The sequence below is a fragment of the Thermoflexus sp. genome (genome assembly GCF_042408365.1).
GTDB lineage: Bacteria > Chloroflexota > Anaerolineae > Thermoflexales > Thermoflexaceae > Thermoflexus.
The window spans coordinates 1-16,623 of record NZ_JBHOQJ010000159.1 but is presented as its reverse complement, the minus strand read 5'-3'; the positions used below and the strand labels follow the sequence as shown (position 1 = coordinate 16,623).

At 61.8% G+C, this 16,623-nt stretch carries 14 protein-coding genes and 2 tRNA genes; 6 read left to right on the top strand and 10 right to left on the bottom strand.

Annotation, left to right across the window (positions count from 1 at the left end; translation table 11 throughout):
- Positions 1–296: 296 nt before the first annotated feature.
- Together ACFMO5_RS07515 and ACFMO5_RS07510 are read right to left on the bottom strand one after the other, a co-directional pair.
- Positions 297–372 (bottom strand) — tRNA-Ala (locus ACFMO5_RS07515).
- A gap of 7 nt (positions 373–379) precedes the next feature.
- Positions 380–453 (bottom strand) — tRNA-Ile (locus ACFMO5_RS07510).
- Between the two features lie 421 nt (positions 454–874).
- Here ACFMO5_RS07510 and ACFMO5_RS07505 point away from each other — a divergent pair.
- Positions 875–1,015, top strand: a complete 141-nt coding sequence (locus ACFMO5_RS07505) for a hypothetical protein (RefSeq protein ID WP_376792136.1) — start codon at positions 875–877, stop codon at positions 1,013–1,015.
- Positions 1,016–1,205: 190 nt separating this feature from the next.
- Here ACFMO5_RS07505 and ACFMO5_RS07500 read toward each other — a convergent pair whose 3' ends face one another.
- Positions 1,206–1,916, bottom strand: a complete 711-nt coding sequence (locus ACFMO5_RS07500) for a hypothetical protein (protein ID WP_376792135.1) — start codon at positions 1,914–1,916, stop codon at positions 1,206–1,208.
- Positions 1,917–2,305: 389 nt separating this feature from the next.
- On the opposite strand from ACFMO5_RS07500, the gene secD reads away from it, so the two are divergent.
- On the top strand, positions 2,306–3,718 hold the full coding sequence (gene secD / locus ACFMO5_RS07495; protein ID WP_376792134.1) for a protein translocase subunit SecD: 1,413 nt from the start codon (positions 2,306–2,308) through the stop codon (positions 3,716–3,718).
- A gap of 22 nt (positions 3,719–3,740) precedes the next feature.
- On the top strand, positions 3,741–4,670 hold the full coding sequence (gene secF / locus ACFMO5_RS07490) for a protein translocase subunit SecF (RefSeq protein WP_376792133.1): 930 nt from the start codon (positions 3,741–3,743) through the stop codon (positions 4,668–4,670).
- 110 nt (positions 4,671–4,780) lie between these two features.
- Here the strand turns inward: secF and ACFMO5_RS07485 are convergent, their stop codons facing one another.
- From ACFMO5_RS07485 to ACFMO5_RS07455, 7 genes are all read right to left on the bottom strand, one after another.
- Positions 4,781–5,497: an N-acetylmuramoyl-L-alanine amidase gene (locus ACFMO5_RS07485; RefSeq protein ID WP_376792132.1), complete on the bottom strand. Its 717-nt coding sequence runs from the start codon at positions 5,495–5,497 to the stop codon at positions 4,781–4,783.
- A gap of 239 nt (positions 5,498–5,736) precedes the next feature.
- Positions 5,737–6,945, bottom strand: a complete 1,209-nt coding sequence (locus ACFMO5_RS07480) for an ABC transporter permease (RefSeq protein ID WP_376792131.1) — start codon at positions 6,943–6,945, stop codon at positions 5,737–5,739.
- Complete coding sequence (locus ACFMO5_RS07475) at positions 6,942–8,099, bottom strand: ABC transporter permease (RefSeq protein ID WP_376792130.1); 1,158 nt, start codon at positions 8,097–8,099, stop codon at positions 6,942–6,944. The genes ACFMO5_RS07480 and ACFMO5_RS07475 overlap by 4 nt, the downstream gene beginning before the upstream one ends.
- Before the next feature lie 9 nt (positions 8,100–8,108).
- A complete protein-coding gene (locus tag ACFMO5_RS07470) occupies positions 8,109–9,194 on the bottom strand; it encodes an ABC transporter ATP-binding protein (RefSeq protein WP_376792129.1) in 1,086 nt (361 codons plus the stop codon).
- A 291-nt stretch (positions 9,195–9,485) separates the two neighbouring features.
- Positions 9,486–10,475 carry an agmatinase gene (gene speB / locus ACFMO5_RS07465; protein WP_376792128.1) on the bottom strand — a complete coding sequence of 330 codons (990 nt, stop codon included), beginning with the start codon at positions 10,473–10,475 and terminating at the stop codon, positions 9,486–9,488.
- Between the two features lie 170 nt (positions 10,476–10,645).
- Positions 10,646–11,119: a zinc ribbon domain-containing protein gene (locus ACFMO5_RS07460; RefSeq protein ID WP_376792127.1), complete on the bottom strand. Its 474-nt coding sequence runs from the start codon at positions 11,117–11,119 to the stop codon at positions 10,646–10,648.
- 39 nt (positions 11,120–11,158) lie between these two features.
- Complete coding sequence (locus ACFMO5_RS07455) at positions 11,159–13,393, bottom strand: ArnT family glycosyltransferase (RefSeq protein WP_376792126.1); 2,235 nt, start codon at positions 13,391–13,393, stop codon at positions 11,159–11,161.
- A 350-nt stretch (positions 13,394–13,743) separates the two neighbouring features.
- Between ACFMO5_RS07455 and ACFMO5_RS07450 the strand changes: the two genes are divergently transcribed.
- The 3 genes from ACFMO5_RS07450 (at position 13,744) to ACFMO5_RS07440 (ending at position 16,423) form a co-directional block, all read left to right on the top strand.
- Entirely contained in the window at positions 13,744–14,145 is a 402-nt protein-coding gene (locus ACFMO5_RS07450) for a hypothetical protein (protein ID WP_376792125.1), read from the top strand.
- Between the two features lie 79 nt (positions 14,146–14,224).
- Positions 14,225–15,436, top strand: a complete 1,212-nt coding sequence (locus ACFMO5_RS07445) for a 2,3-bisphosphoglycerate-independent phosphoglycerate mutase (RefSeq protein ID WP_376792124.1) — start codon at positions 14,225–14,227, stop codon at positions 15,434–15,436.
- A gap of 90 nt (positions 15,437–15,526) precedes the next feature.
- Positions 15,527–16,423 carry a M28 family peptidase gene (locus tag ACFMO5_RS07440; RefSeq protein WP_376792123.1) on the top strand — a complete coding sequence of 299 codons (897 nt, stop codon included), beginning with the start codon at positions 15,527–15,529 and terminating at the stop codon, positions 16,421–16,423.
- Positions 16,424–16,623: the final 200 nt, after the last annotated feature.

Sequence of the window (16,623 nt, the reverse complement as noted above, 5' to 3'; positions counted from 1 at the left end):
CGCCCTTCATCGGCCCTTGGCGCCAAGGCATCCACCGCATGCCCTTACTCGCTTACACGTGACGCGGAGAACCCGTTTCCTGAGCTGCCCGCGTTGCTTTCACTCGCTCTCACGCTCTGTTCGGTTGTTAAGGTGCACCCCGGGCTTTCACCCGGATCCCATGAACGAGCCCCTTCGGACCCGCCAGCGGATGGCCGCTGGCCCCCGCCTCCAGACTGCTCATCCGGGTTCGGGCGTCAGCTTCCATCCGACGGGCTCTTCATTATAGCGAGAAACCTGCTGACTGTCAAGGCAAGTGGTGGAGATGACGGGACTCGAACCCGTGACCTCCTCCGTGCAAAGGAGGCGCTCTCCCATCTGAGCTACATCCCCACCCAGGTGGGCCTGCCTGGACTCGAACCAGGGACCCCTCCCTTATCAGGGGAGTGCTCTAACCGCCTGAGCTACAGGCCCATCACCCCGCTGCGTTTATGATTTTATATGGCATGGGCGGACCCTGTCAAGATCTCCGCCACACCGAGCGTCTGATCACGATCGGTGAAGTCAGGCAGAATAAAGGGCCGCGGGGAGGATGGGAGAAGTTCTTTGAGGGCTAGGAGCTGCCTTCGGCATCCTTCAACCCTTTTTGTCAGCGAATTGAGAACGCAATACCATAGAGCCAATGCTGCTCTCCCTCCATTCTTCGCCAAGAACGGCCACCGACCGAGGCATCCACGAGAACGTCCAACCCAGCCTCGTCGGCTGGTCAAACGTATCCCCCACTAATAAAGCTACCCAGCGGACAAGCGGGACAAAGCGACGCCAGCGGGGCCAGAGCAAGTCGATGCCCTTACAAAGAACGAGCGGCCTGATCCTCCGAAAAGGGGGGATCACCATGACGACTTGGCTTTATCAGATGAACCAGGAGAGTTACCCGCCGGAGCGCTATCGGGTTGAGGTCTGGGAAAAAGAGCTCATGCGCTGGCCGCGTTGGCAGGGCCAGCAGATCCGGGGCGATGGGGAGACCCCCAGGTAGGAGATACCATTGTGTTCTTCTGCGCGAAATCAGGGGATCGGATCCAGGGTTCTATGGGTGGGGGTGATTCTGGGAATATGGTCAGAGGGCGAGTTTTGCTTTAGGCCGGCCAGCCCGAGCGACTGGCCGAAGATGTGCCCCTGGTGGGACGAGCAAGCATCGCCGCTGGCGGATGAGATCCGAGGGGACTTCAAACAAGGCACCATGTGGAAGGTGCCGGATCGTCTCGTGCCTGAGCTGCGACAAGGGATACGGAGGTGGCTGGCCACTGCACCACCGCCAGCCTCGCATGAGTCGTCCCGCCGGACCCGACGGGTCCGGCGGCGCCGTCGGCAGTAGCTTCGCCGGTATCTCCGATGATGAAAACGATGGCGGGGGGGAGAAACCGGGCCCCAAAAGCGCCCCCAAAGCCCTCCGAAGGGAATTTGAACCCGCTCACCCGCCACACTTCCCCGGATTCGGCACGGACCGTGACCAGCTCAATTTCAAAGGAATAAGTCTCCTGGCTCGCTGTGGTCACGGTCCCTCCCAGCTGAGCGTGTCCAACCCCATCCTGGCGCTGGACGCGCCAGCTCCGAAAAGACCACTCCGCGGGTTGACGGGCGCCGCCATAGGCCTGGGCCAGGGCCTCGGGTCCCTGGAGCTCCTCCTGAAAGCTGGGGGCGCACAACGCATAAGCGGACTCCCAGCGCCCCTCTCGGAGGGCCGTCAGGAACTGTTCCGCAACTTCCTGCGCAGGCCGCGCCTCTGCCTGGATCCACCCCAATGTGCCAAGGAACGTGGTGAGCATGGTGGCCCCGAAAACGCCGATGCAAAGACAGGCGATGAGCGCCACTAGAAACAGTCCGGCTCCGATCAGCCACCACAGCTTCTGATTCCCTTGCGTGCCCGCTGGAGACATCTCCCCCTCCTGTTGTGTACGGCCATGGATGCAGGCTTAGCGTACCTGAGGCTTTGGAACAATTTGGGAACAACTCGAGGATAGATCTTCCATCAGCCGAGCGCTTCTACCATGTTGTGGGGGTATGCGCTTGGGAGGACCGAAGGCCCTCGCCCAGCCCCCAAACTACCGAGGAAACGGCTTAAAGGCGAGCCCAGAGGTTATCCGCCCCCCTCGATCACACATCCCTAAAGGAAGCCCCTGGACGTTTCGATCCTCAATGCGGTCGCACTAAAGGGGGATGTCACCTGTTGCGTGGCTTCGAGCGATCGAAGAGGCGCTTGCTTTTCGATGTTCCGCCCCCTATAATCAAACCGCATGTCTGAACCTGCTTTCAGGATGGGAGACCAATGCGGAATCGCAATCTCTGGCTGGCCATCATCAGCCTGCTGGCCGTTCTGGCCCTTTGGGTGGATTTCACAGAAACCCGCATCGATTTCCTGGGGCTCCAGAAGGAGATCCGCACGGTGCTCGGGCTGGACCTTCAGGGAGGGATCCAGATCCTCCTTGAGGCGGATGTGCCGCCCAACCAACCGGTGGATCGGGGGAACCTGGAGGATACTCGCCGGATCATCGAGAACCGGGTGAACGCCCTGGGGGTGAGCGAACCGGTTGTGCAGATCGCTGGGACCCGACGGATTGTGGTGGAGCTCCCGGGGGTCACCAACTTGGAGCAAGCGGTGAACACGATCAAGCAGACGGGCCTGCTGGAGTTCGTCGACGCCGGCGCGACCCCCATCCCGGAAGGCACCACGGTCCGCACGACCATGGATATCTCCCCAACCGAAACGGTCCCGGTGACCGGGACGCCGGCGCTGACCCCTACTCCGGCGTTGACGGAAACGGCACCGCTCACAGGGACGACTCCGGTGAGCCCCACGGAGCGGGTTTACCGGACGATCATGACCGGCCGTAACCTGCGCAGCGCCCGGCCCCAGCTGGATCAGTTCCGCCAGCCTGAGGTGGCCTTCACCCTCGACGCGGAGGGCACACGGATCTTCGCCGAATACACGTCCCAGAACGTCGGGCGCTATCTCTGTATCGTGCTGGACAAGAAAGTGATCTCCTGCCCGGTGATCCAGGAGCCGATCACCCAAGGCCAGGGGGTGATCCGGATGGGCTCCGGGAGCACCCTGGCGGACGCGGAAGCCCTGGCGGTGACGCTGCGTTATGGCGCCCTGCCGGTGCCGCTCAAGATCGTGGACACCCGGAACATCGGGCCCACGCTGGGCCAGGAGTCCATCCACCGCAGCTTGATCGCGGGGATCGTGGGGTTCACTACGGTCGCCCTTTTCATGGTCCTCTATTATCGAGTGCCGGGCGTTTTGGCCGTGCTGGCCCTTAGCCTGTATACCGCCCTGGTCTTCGCGATCTTCAAATTGCTCCCGGTCACCCTAACCCTGCCGGGGATCGCCGGGTTCGTGCTTTCGATCGGGATGGCCGTGGATGCGAACATCCTCATTTTCGAGCGGTTGAAAGAGGAGCTCCGGGCCGGCCGAGACCTGAATCTGGCGATCGACTACGGCTTCGAACGTGCCTGGCCTTCCATCCGGGACTCGAACATCTCCACCTTAATCACCTGCGCGATCCTTTACGTGTTCGGCCTGAACTTCGGAGCGAGCATGGTGCGCGGGTTCGCCCTGACCCTGGCCATCGGGGTGGCGGCCAGCCTGTTCACCGGCATTTGGGTCACCCGCGCCTTCCTGCACGCGCTGTTGGATCGGTTCAGTGCCCAGGCCCAACCCCGCTGGTTCGGGCTGTGAGGAGACTTCTGGGAGGCATCGGATGATCGACATCATCGGCAAGCGTTACTGGTATTTCGCTCTGTCTTTTCTGGTGATCATTCCGGGCCTGATCTCCCTCGCCCTTTATGGGCTTCCCCTGGCCATCGATTACACCGGCGGTTCCCTGATGGAGATCCGCCTCCCTCCGAACGCTACAGTCTCCACGGAGGACGTCATCGGGATCGTGGGACAGACCACCGGGTTCAACGTGGCTGACATCCGGGTCCAACCTTCCCTGCAGGGCACGCTGATCATCCGCACCCGGGAGATGGACGCGGCCACCAAGACCCGACTGGAGGAGGCCCTGCGGTCCCACTATGGGGAGATCACCTTAGAGCGCTTTGAGTCCGTCGGGCCCACGGTGGGAGCGGAGGTGACCCGAGGCGCCCTGGTGGCGGTGGCGATGGCCTCCTTGGCGATCATGCTCTACCTCACCTTTGCGTTCCGGCATGTCCCGCACGCCTTCCGCTACGGGGTCGCCGCCGTCCTCGCCCTCCTGCATGACGTGGCAGTGGTGGTGGGGACCGCCTCGATCTTCGGCAAGGTTTTTGGATGGGAGGTGGACGCCCTCTTCCTCACCGCTGTGCTCACCGTCATCGGTTTCTCCGTCCATGATTCCATCGTGGTGTTCGACCGGATCCGTGAGAACCTCATCCGCTACCGAGGCGAGCCCTACGAGCGCATCGTGAACCACAGCATCCTCCAAACTTTGGATCGCTCAATCAACACCCAGCTGACGCTGATCTTCACGCTGATCGCCCTGCTCCTTTTCGGGGGGACGACGATCCGCCAGTTCGTGGCGACCCTGCTGATCGGGATGATCAGCGGGACCTACTCCTCGATCTTCAACGCGGCGCCGATCCTGGTGGTCTGGGAAAAGCGGGAATGGCGGACCTGGTTCCGCCGGCCAGCGGAGCAGCTGGTCCCTTAATGGAGTGGGGGGTTGGGGAGCGGCGGTCTCGCCGCTCCCCAAATGTTCTCCCGCCGTAGACGAACGGGGGAGAGCGGGGAATAGGGAAGTGGAGCCCCTACCCGAGATCCCTATTCCTCTCCTTCCAAAAAACAGCGCAACCCCTCGACGATTCCCTCCACCACCCGTTCCCGCCCTCGGGTGAGGAGATCCCGGTCCAGATACAGGAAACCGGTTTCGATGATGGCGGCAGGGGTCTCCGGCGCGATCTCCCGAAACGCATGGTAGTCCGTCATATCGTAGGTGATGCTATCCGCGTGAAAGCGCAATCCGGTCCTCCGGCCATAGGCGGAGATCAGACATTCCACCAGGCGATCGCTCTGTTCCGGCACGGCGTCGGCTTGCGCCCGCGCCACTTTGAAGCCGGTCGCCAGCTCATTGATGTATTCGCAGGAATCTGCGTGGATGGACAGGAGGGCCGCCGCGCGATAGCCTTGAAGCCGCTCATCGAATTCTTCCAGCACCTCCACCGAGTATCCCAGCGCTTCCAGACGACGGGCCACTTCCTGAGCAATCGCCGTGTTGACCTCAACTTCAGTAAGCCCATCCGGACAAACGGCCCCACTATCATGCCCCAGATGCCCAGCGACCAGGCCCACACGGGGCGCCCGGGAAGGAGCGGGAGGTTGGGGAGCCAAATAAGCCTCTTGCCCCGTGATGGCGGAGATCCGATGGTAGAGCCATGCGCCCCCAGACAGCACGAGGATGAGGACCGCCATAGGAACCAGGAGCCGTGAGAACACGATCCGCGATCCGAAGGCCGCCCCCTTCGAACGCGGATAAGCCATCGGCGCTCGGGCTCGCTTCCGGGCTTCCCTTTGGAAGGGCATGAAAGTCTTCATACCGTCCAACCTTTCCCATTGGACTTCGGACAAGCGGGCGGTCCAACCTCTCGTCCGTGCCCTCTTCTCGTGCGGGGCAAGCCCCTCCCACCCCAAAAGCCCCCACACGGAGGAAATGGGTGAGTGTGTCTAAAGTCCAGCTCCCAAGATCCCCCGAGTTCAACGGGGCGCGAACGCCGATGATCTCACTGGCGACGCTGGACAATCAAGGAGAGCAAAACAAAGGTTAGCGAGGCGCCGAAGAGAAGAGAGGAAATCGCATTCAATTCCGGTGTGATCCCAAGCCGCACTTTGGAATACAGCAACACCGGGAGCGTGGTGGATCCCGGACCTGTGACGAAGAAAGTGATCACGAAATCATCGATGGAAAGGGTGAACGCCATCAGAGCACCTCCCAAGATGCCCGGTAACAGCAATGGCAGGGTGATGCGCCGGAAAGTCTCCCATTCGTTCGCCCCCAGATCCTGCGCGGCTTCCTCCAAAGTGCGATCGTAGGTCGCCAGTCGAGCGCGAACAATCACATAAACAAACGGTATACAGAAGGCGACATGGGCGATGAGGATGGTCCACACACTCAGAGGGGTCTGGGTCAGCACGAAGAACAGCAACAAGCCCACACCCATGACGATCTCGGGGATCACGATGGGAAGATACAGCAAACCCTCTAAGAGCGCTTTGCCGAGAAATCGGTAGCGATCCAATCCGAGGGCGAGCATGGTGCCCAGGACGGTGGAAATCAGGGTGGCGAGGAGAGCGATCATGAGGCTTCGTTGAGCGGCCGCCATGACCAACGCATCGCGTAGAACCCGCTCATACCACGCAGTGGAGAAACCTTTCCATACGGTCGCGATGGGAGAGGAATTGAAGGAGAACATCACCAGAATGAAGATCGGAATATAAAGAAAGAGGAAGGTGAATCCGATCATGCCCGCACGCCACTCCGCAGCGAAACGGAAGGCGGGAACCGGCCATGGCTCCACCCGTAGAAACCGGCTCAACACGTGCTCCCGATGGATGTCGAGGAGGACCAGCCCAAGGAAGACGAAAGTGAAAGAACCCCAGGTCAAGAGATGCCGCAAGATCTTTCCAGCCCGTCCAGGGCGGCGCCACAACCATCCGGCCAGGAGCAGCATACCATAACTCGCCAGCAGGCCGCTGACCAACCGCGGCCAGCCCGGGCCCTCCGGGCCCGTCCATCGTCGGGCCAGCTCCAGCAGATCGCCCAGGACGCCCAGGCCGGTTAACCAGGGGATCGCAGTCGCCAGGGCACGCCCGAGGTGCAAGGCGATCAACCCGCCGGCCGTCCACTCCACCCCTTCCACAACATACAGCATCCAGCCGGGCAGGGGGCGGATGGCCGCCCGCTCCGGTTGAGTGAGCATGGGGACGCTCATAACACGCGCTCCCTTCCGCCGACACGCAGGTAAACCATCGTAGCGGCCAGCACCATCGCCATCAGGATCAGGGAGAGGGCAGAGCCGAAGGGCCAATGGCGGACCGTCAGGAACTGATACTGAATCACATTGCCGATCATGATCGTCTTCGCCCCGCCAAGGAGATCCGGGGTGATGAACGCACCCACCGAGGGGATGAACACCAACGTCGACCCTGCGAGAACGCCAGGGAGGGTGAGCGGCCAGATCACCCGCCGGAAGGCATGCCACTCGTTCGCGCCCAGATCATGGGCTGCTTCCACAAGGGAGAAATCGAAGCGCTCCAGCGTGGCATACAGTGGAAGGATCATAAACGGCAGCTCGCCATAGACCAGGCCGAGGATCACCGCGCTCTGGGTGAAGAGCAAAGAGAGGGGCTCTCGGATCAAGCCTGCGCTCATCAGAAGGCCGTTGATTGGACCATCTGAGCGTAGCACGAACATTAACGCAAGGGTACGGACGAGGAAATTCGTCCAGAAAGGGATCATGGTCAGGATCAGCAGCGTGTTACGCCATCGCGCCGGAGCGCGGGCCATGGCGTAAGCCACCGGGTAGCCGATCAGGAGGCACAACCCAGTCGTCACCAGCGCGATCCATAAGGATATCAAAACGATCTGAACGTACAGGGGGTCCAGCGCTCGCTGATAGTTCTCCAACACGAAGATCCATCGGATCCCTCCGTACGGCCCCCGTTTCAAGAAACTGATCACCGCGATAATGCCCACAGCGAAGGCGAAGAAGACCAGCAGGTAAAAAGTGCCCGGGAGGATTAACAACAAGGGCAGGCGGCCCCGGGGGATCGCAGCGATTCCCAGCGCCATCGCCAGGAGGGAGAGGCTTAAGCCGACGCCCAGGCTGAGGGCAAACATGAGCCCCAGGCCGAAGGCCATCCCGAAGGCCGCCCGGGCCAGGACCAAGGAAGGGACAGCCGGAAGCCCCAGGACCCAGGCGGCGGCGAGCACCGCGTCCAGGAACCCCAGCCCTCCCAACACAGCGCGCCAGAACGGCTCGGCAGCCCCTCCCGCTATGAAAACATTCAAGAGGCCGCTGATCACCAAGAGCCCCAATACCCCAAGGGAACGTCCCTTTCTGCCCGGGATCCCCGTTTCAGGCATAGGATCCTCCTATTCCATCAGAACACGCGTGCTCTCCGGCGACCACGCCACCCATATCGCCGCGCCCGCGTGATAACGATGCACGGACGCACTGCCATCTTGGTTTTGCATACGCACCCGCAATTCCAGCCGCTCGCCCACCCGCACCCGAAAGAGGGTATCCGTTCCGATATAAATAACCTCCTCGATCACCCCCAGATAGCGATTGGGAGTATCCCCCGGCTCCTCGGCGCATAAGCGAATCCGCTCCGGGCGGATGGCCACGGTCACCACCTGGCCATGGTGAACACCCCTCACCGGCGCCGCGAGGATGGCAAGCCCCTCAACCCCCACCTGGACCATCCCTTCGGCCACTGCTTCCACACGCCCCTCCAGGAAATTCGTTTCTCCAATGAAGTCAGCGACGAAACGGGTAGCCGGGTGCTCATAGATCTCGACCGGGGTTCCCACCTGGAGGACGCGGCCCTGGTTCATCACCGCGATGCGATCCGACATGGTCATCGCTTCTTCCTGATCGTGGGTGACATAGATGAAGGTGATGCCGACCTGATGCTGAAGCGTTTTCAATTCCAGCTGCATCTCCTTGCGCAGCTTCAGGTCCAGCGCTCCAAGCGGCTCATCCAGCAGCAACACCGCCGGGCGGTTGACCAAGGCACGGGCCAGAGCCACCCGCTGCTGCTGGCCTCCGGAGAGCTGGCGGGGATACCGGTTCTCCAGCCCGGTGAGCCGAACCAGGCGCAAGGCCTCCTCCACCCGTCGGCGGATTTCATCCCGGGGAAGGCGCTTCATCTCAAGGCCAAAGGCCACGTTCTCAAAAACGGTCATGTGAGGGAAAAGGGCGTAATGTTGAAACACGGTGTTCACGGGGCGATGGAAGGGAGGCACATCGTTCATGCGTTCGCCTTTGATGTAAATCTCCCCCTCCGTAGGGCGCTCGAATCCAGCGATCATCCGAAGGGTGGTGGTCTTTCCACAACCGGAGGGGCCTAGCAGGGAGAAGAACTCGCCATCCCGAATCTGGAGGCTGACCTGATGAACCGCCTCCACCTCACCGAAATGCTTGCTCACGTTTCTGAGCTCCACCGCGAAAGCCATCTCCTGCCCCCCTTACCCAGGGATGTCGAGCACTCAAGGATTTTAGGGCTCAAGGTCGCCCTCCTCTATTTTCAGAGGTTGAGGAGGATCCATGCGGAGGACTTCGATCCCAGCGTGTTATTCTCTTTCCCAGTTAACGAATTGGGCTTGCTCTGTTGTGAGCAGAGATCGTTCGTATGATTTCTGTGTGGGGCGGAATGGCTTCAGAAGCCTCCAAGTGAGGAAACCCACGACGAAACGCCGATATCCGTATTTGCGTTGCGTGAGAACAGCTGAACAGCTACCAAAGTCCTACAGCCCTTCCGGTCGGGCGCCTAAGACGGCAATCCGAGGCAGGCCATCCCGCCGGCGGGCAGCTAACAGCGCCAGGCCCTCATAGACGACATGGGCGGCAAGCAACGCAGTGATCCCCGATGGATCGTACGATGGGAGCACTTCTACCACATCCATCCCCACCAGGGGGAGACCGACCAGCCCACGAAGCAATGAGAGACCCTCCCATGATGTGAATCCCCCGACCTCCGGCGTGCCGGTTCCCGGAGCATACGCTGGGTCAAAGAAATCGATGTCGAACGAAAGGAAGGCCGGATGATCCCCCACCCGATGGAGGATCTGACGGGCCGTGTTCTCCAGGCCGATCGCCCGCACTTCCGCGGCGGAAAGGACCTCCAGGCCCATGTCCTGTACAGCCTGCCAATCCTCTGGGGCATAGATCGGACCTCGGAGGCCAACTTGGATGGAGCGCTCCGGGAGGATTAACCCTTCCTCAACCGCTCGCCGAACCACTGTGCCGTGGGTGTAACGATGTCCGAAGTAGGCATCCCACGTGTCGGGATGGCTATCGAACTGGACCAGAGCGACAGGTCCATAGGCCGCAGCAACCGCCCGCAACTCCCCCAATAGCACCGAATGATCCCCGCCCAAACCGATAGGGACCACACCGGCCAGGGTCAGCGGGGAGAGGAAATCCGCGATCCGCTGAAGGGAGTCCTCGATGAAGCCAGGCGCGACCGGGGCGTCGCCGTAATCCACGACCGAGAGGTGCTCGAACAGGTTCACGCGAAGGAAGGGGTGATATGGCCGGAGGAGAACCGAAGCACTGCGGATGGCCTCGGGACCGAAACGAGCGCCCACGCGGAATGTGGCCCCAGTATCGAAGGGGAGCCCCACGATCGCCACATCCACATCCTCAGCGGTCTGCACATGGGGCAGTCGCATAAATGTGCGGATGCCTGCAAAGCGAGGGAACTCTAAGGCATCCGGCGGTTGATAACGAGCCATCGAACCCTCCGCCCTTTGAGGTGGGAAAGATCATAAACAAAATCGGATCCGCTTCGTGCGATGATTGATCGTTCCCATACCGGCGCCAAAGCGCCCTACTACAAACGGCCCCGAGGGTTTTTCTCTCCCTTCCCCCAAATGAACTCAACGGGCCCGGGCATCACCGATGGCTACGCCTGAGGCCCCCGGGCGGGGGCGGGCACCGTCGCAGGCGGAACGGGAGCGCCCAGCGCGATGCCGCAATAAGGGCACAGGCTCCATTCCAGCCGTAAAGGCCGCTGGCAGCGAGGGCAAGGTTGCTTCAGGCGGGTATGGCAATATGGGCAGACGATAAAATCCGCTTTCACCCGCCGGCCGCAGCCCGGGCATTGCTCAATCTCCTCCAGGCTCTGGAGGATGAGCTCCTCCTCCAACGCCCGTTCATAGGCCTCCGCCAGGGTCTCCCGGGGGCGCAGGATCAGATAAATGAGCAACCCCGGGATGTTTAACACAGCGACCAATAACGTGGCCAGAAACTGGGTCGGCAGATCCCGGGTCCGCGATCGGATGTCCCGAAAGGTCCAGATCACCATGCTCAACCAGAAGGCGGCCACCGTCGCGCCCAGGAAAGCCACGGGAAGCAAAATCAGATCTGTGAGATCCATCGGCTCCAGGCCCTCTCAGGAGATCAAGGTTTAAGCATTTTATGGAGAAATTATAACCCATGAAGGGCCTATTACACGAAGCCTCCCCAACTCCACCGCTCGATGGGTGGGGCGCTCCCCTCCCGGTCCGATGACCTCAGCTCGTAGCCCATCGGGGCGATAGAGGCCGGCTCGCAATGGGTAGATGCCGGGCGGGAAATCCGTTGGGATCTTCAGGGGATGAGGATCCGCGAAGCGATCCCCAGGCTCCCACCAGGGGGAGGGAAGATCTCCCAGCGCGGGCGGACCATCGTGCTGCAAGAGAGGCGGTTGTTCCAGATCTCCTGCGTGTACAAACACGCGCCACTCCTCTCCCGGCGCTGTCTCCACCTCCCAGTAAAGGGTGACCGTGATCGCCTCTCCCGGAAGAACTTCTGCTGGATAATCGACGCCGATCAAGCGGACTGGGCCCACCCGCACGTTCAACGGATGGGTGGGAGAAAGCTGTGCGCCCCCTCGGATTTTCCCGGCCTCCACGATCAGGTGATCGATCGGTCGCCCTTGGCCATCGCGCACTGGGGCGATCCACCCGGTATCCCTATCCCATAGACCGATATGCAGCCGGAGGAGCGTCGGACTCTCATTGCCATAACCGATGGGCACCCAGTAAGGGTCTATGAACCGAAAGCCCGGCGTGCAATCCGTGGTGGAAAAGAGGCCCCGGCCCGGGTGGCGGTCCACCTGTCGAACGTCCCGCACCCGAGCGGTTGGAACCGGATGGAGAAACACGCTCCAAGGCCGTTCCGTGGGGCGCAGGCACTCCCAGAACAGGGTGATGGGAAGGCGCTGCCCAGGCGCGGCAAAGCCCGGCCGATAAGCCACCAGCCGCAGGTGATCCCCCAGGACGGCGTTCACCATCCGGGCCCCGGGAGGAAGCTCCGTCCAGGGGGATGGCCCGGCATACGTCGGCCAGATGTAGCGGATGGGCGCGATCCACGCGACGACCAGCCAGATCACCGCGGGGGCCCAGATCCATCGGCGCTGCCCACGCCGCACCCATCGCCGGATCCAGTACTCCCACCCCACCCACAGCATCCAGGCGATCGGCCCGATGGCTGGGAACAACAGCCGACCTTGGGAAGCTAAAGTTAAGGATGTCCATCGGATTAACCCGAGGAGGACCAGCCCGGTGTATCCCAGCGCCCCCGCCCATAGCGCGAGCAACTCACGGTTGGATCGACGCCAGGCGTCCAGCGCCGCGAGGATCAACCCTAGAGCTGATAAGGCCCCCCAAATCTCCAGGAAGATATAGACCGGAGGGTCGGCCACGATGTTAAACCACCCCCATACCGCCCAGAAGGACCATATGAACCCACGGATCTCCGAAATGAACTCCGTGAGAGAGCGAGGGGGCGATCGGCGGCCAAAGATCTCCAACATGACATTTAACCCGGTGGGATCCCCATATAGCACGGCGTTGCGCAGGAACCACCACCCCGAGAGAAGCCCCGCCAGCCCATAAACCAGGACCAAGCTTTGCAGAACCTTCCTTCCACGGAGCGGATGCTTCTTCCAGAGCGCCAGCAGGACCACGAACGCGAACAGCCAGAGGGCCAGCCCGCTCAGCTTGCTCAAGGCCGCCATCCCCAGGACCAACCCGAGGGCGATGAGACGGGAAGGGGAGGGGCCTTTCCGCCAGAGGGATGCAAATAGCCAGAGGGCGATGGCCGAGAGCGTGTTGATCAGGACATCGTTGTTCACCGCGCCCATGATGAACAGGAACATAGGGTTCCAGGCCACCAAGGCCGTGGTGCCCAGCGCCCAGCCCGGTCGATCCGGGGCCATCACCCGCAGAGCCGCATAGACAGCGAGGAGGGTGATCCCTCCCAGCAGCAGCGAGAACATCCGCCAGAGATGGAGGGTCCATACGGCCCCTCGCCACGGGAAGCGCTCCCAGGAGCCATGCAGAGCCATGTTTTTGTTATCCGGAAGGGAAGGATCGCCAGGCGTAGGATGGCGGTTCTCGATCAGGACGCGCTCCAAGTCGTCGAGGGGCAGGTGGAACGCTCGGGTGAGGGCGGCCAGGATCAGGTAATACAAGGGGGGCTGGCTCCCCTCTTGACGCCATGGCGTGTCTTCCCCCGGCCGCTGGACCGGCAATCCCCCACCACGGGCCAAATGGGCGGCCAGGCCAATATGCCAGATCTCATCGGGCGCCTCAAAAAGGGGGGTGGCGACCTGAAATAGAAATCCGAGTATGAAAAACGAGAGGAGCAGCAACCCCAGTGCTCTCATCTTTGGAGCCCCTATCCGGCCATTGGTTGGTCCACCCCTCCCGTGCAGCTCTGGAGAATGGGAGGGGGAGAAAGATCCTTTGGGGGCCACCGAAGGCGGCCCCCAACCCCCAAAAGTCCCCAGAAGATGACCAACTGCATAATTCCTAAATCAAATATGGAAGAAGCGCTACACCGGAGCTCGCTTCGGCTTGATGGATGAATTTCTTGTGGCAGCGGCTGAGCCGCCACAACGAGAAATTCGCCCCTACAATAAAATAGCTCAATTGGACGCTCGTGGAATTTAGCGCACGCGACCGCCAGGCTGTCGCGGAAAGAAATTTCCCATGCCCGCTTGCTGTTGGAGGATCTATGATATCTCGAATCCACACCCGGTGGTTGCGCATTGGGCTCGCCCTTCCCATGGTCATCGGCCTGATCGGCGGCTTGACCTGGGCGCTGCGGCCGCGAACGGAACCCGAGACGGCCCAGTTGGCCCGTCGGGAGTTGCAAGAGGCCATCCGTCAACTTGATCTTTTTCTTCAGACCTATCCAGCCACACCGGACGAAGCCCAGGGGGCCTTAGAGCGGGCTCGTTCGGCCTTTGAGAAAGCGGCAGGACATCTGGCCCTAAGCCGGGCGAGCGAGGTGCGGCAGCGGCAGACCGACTTTCACCAGCTCCAGGATTTAACAGCCGCTCGCGCGGCACCGGAGGTTGTCCTTCCGCTCGCCCGTCAACTGCGCGAGGCCTTACAACGGATGCTCGAACCTTGAGAAAATCCGATCTGTTCTTCTGAAGGGAAAAACGATCATCCGCAACAGGGCTTTCACCACCCGTAATCGGGAGGTTCCAATGACCGATCTTCGGCTGATTGCTGAGCTGGCGACGGAAAGCACGACGAAAATCGTGCTGCTGGTGATGGATGGCCTGGGGGGGATGCCCGTCGAACCTGGCGGGCCGACGGAGTTGGAGGCCGCCCATACCCCCAATATGGATCGTCTCGCCGCCGAGGGCACGTTGGGGCTCCATATCCCGGTCCGCCCCGGGCTGGCCCCAGGGAGCGGCTATGCCCACCTGGCCCTCTTCGGTTACGATCCCCTGGTCTATCCGGTCGGACGAGGGGTGCTGGAGGCCGTTGGGATCGGTTTCCCCTTGGAGCCCCAGGATATCGCGGCCCGAGGGAACTTCGTGACTGTGGATGCGGAAGGCCGGATTGTCGATCGGCGTGCCGGGCGGATCCCCACCGAGGTGAATGTCCGCCTGGTGGAACGCCTGCGGACCATCCGCCTGGAGGGTGTGGAGACCTTCGTGGAGCCCGTGAAGGAGCACCGCTTCGTCCTGGTCCTGCGCGGGGAAGGGCTCTCCCCGGCGCTAACGGAGACCGATCCCGGGAAGACCGGCGCGCCCCCTTTGCCGGTCCAAGCGCTCCAGCCCGAGGCGGAACGGACAGCCCAGCTGCTCAACCGATGGATTGAGCAGGCCCGGGCGCTTCTTGCCGATGCTCATCCAGCGAACATGATCACTCTGCGTGGGTTCGATCGCCCCCCACGCTTGCCGTCCTTTCAAGAGGTATACAAACTCCGCGCCGCAGCGGTGGCGGTTTACCCCATGTATCGAGGCGTGGCCCGCTTGGTCGGCATGGAAGTCCTGGATGTTCATGGGGAAACCCCAGAAGAAGTTTTCCGGGAAGCGGTCGCCCACTGGGATCGTTTCGATTTCTTTTTCATTCACATTAAACCCACGGACAGTCGGGGGGAAGACGGAGATTTCGCCGCCAAGGTCCGGGTGATCGAAGCGGTGGACGCCGCCCTGCCCATCTTATTGGAACGCCAACCGGACGTTCTGGCGATCACTGGGGATCACTCCACTCCCGCCGCTCTGCGCACTCATACTTGGCATCCGGTGCCAGTGCTGCTCTGGGCCCCACGAACGGCCCGGCCGGACGGGGCGTCGGGTTTTGGGGAACGGGCGTGTCGGACCGGGGGGCTGGGGATTTTTATGGCCACGGATCTCATGCCGATCCTATTGGCCCATGCCGGCCGCCTCTCCCGGCTGGGCGCATAGGGGACCATTTGGGGGATTGGGGCCGCCTTCAGCGGTCCCAATCCCCAACGACCCTCAAGGCCCACAAGCCTGAGAAATGCATCGCACGATATGCCCACGAAACACACAGGTCTCGTCCATCTGATTATGCTTCTTCCCCTCTTCCTACTGGCCGCCTGCCGCCCATCGCCCCCGATGGTCGAACGGCGTTTTGACGGCCAGGAGGCCTTCCGCCATGTGCAGGCGCAGCTGGCGATGGGTCCCCGTTACCCAGGAAGCCCGGGATGGGAGCGCGTGCAGCGCTACATCCGTGATCATCTCATCCAAGAAGGATGGGTTTTCGAGGTTCAGCCCTTCACCGCTTTCGGGCTTTCCGGGCGCAATCTGATCGCCCGCGCGGGCCAGGGCCCGGTGATCCTGCTGGGAGCCCACTATGATACCCGACGCCGGGCGGATCGGGACCCTCAGCGACCGCAGGATCCAGTGCCGGGGGCCAACGATGGGGCCAGCGGTGTAGCAGTGCTCCTGGAGCTCGCTCGCGTTCTGGATCGTCCGCGTCTGCGCCATGAGGTCTGGCTGGTTTTCTTCGATGCGGAGGATCAGGGAGAGTTGGAGGGCCTGCCATGGATCATCGGCTCCACTCATTTCGCCGCTACCCTCACCACAACCCCAACCGCCATGATCCTGGTGGACATGGTGGGGGACGCGGATCCACAGTTCTATTACGAACAACATTCGGATCCCAACCTCAGGGAACAGCTTTGGCGAATCGCCCACGAACTGGGATATGGCGAATGGTTTATCCCCGAACCCCGCTGGTCCCTGATCGACGACCATCTCCCTTTCCTGCAGCGGGGCATCCCAGCGGTGGACATCATCGACTTCGATTACCCGGCTTGGCACACCACCGCCGATACGGTCGATCGTATTTCCCCCCGGACGCTGGAGGCAGTGGGCCGGATCCTGGAGCGCTTCGTGGAGTACGCGCAACCTCCGAATCCCCCATAGAATCCCTCAGGGCGCTGAGCCGTTTCAAGAGCGCATGCGTCTCTCCGAAGGACTAAGGTTGGATTAAAATGAAAGAAATCATGGGTAGTGCTTCATCCGCATTTGTTTTAGGGATATGCGGCGGAGGAAGTGGATGGGCACCGAGGTGGGGGAGTTCGCCGAGTCGACGTTCCTCTACGAGGCGGCCTGCAACCCCGACC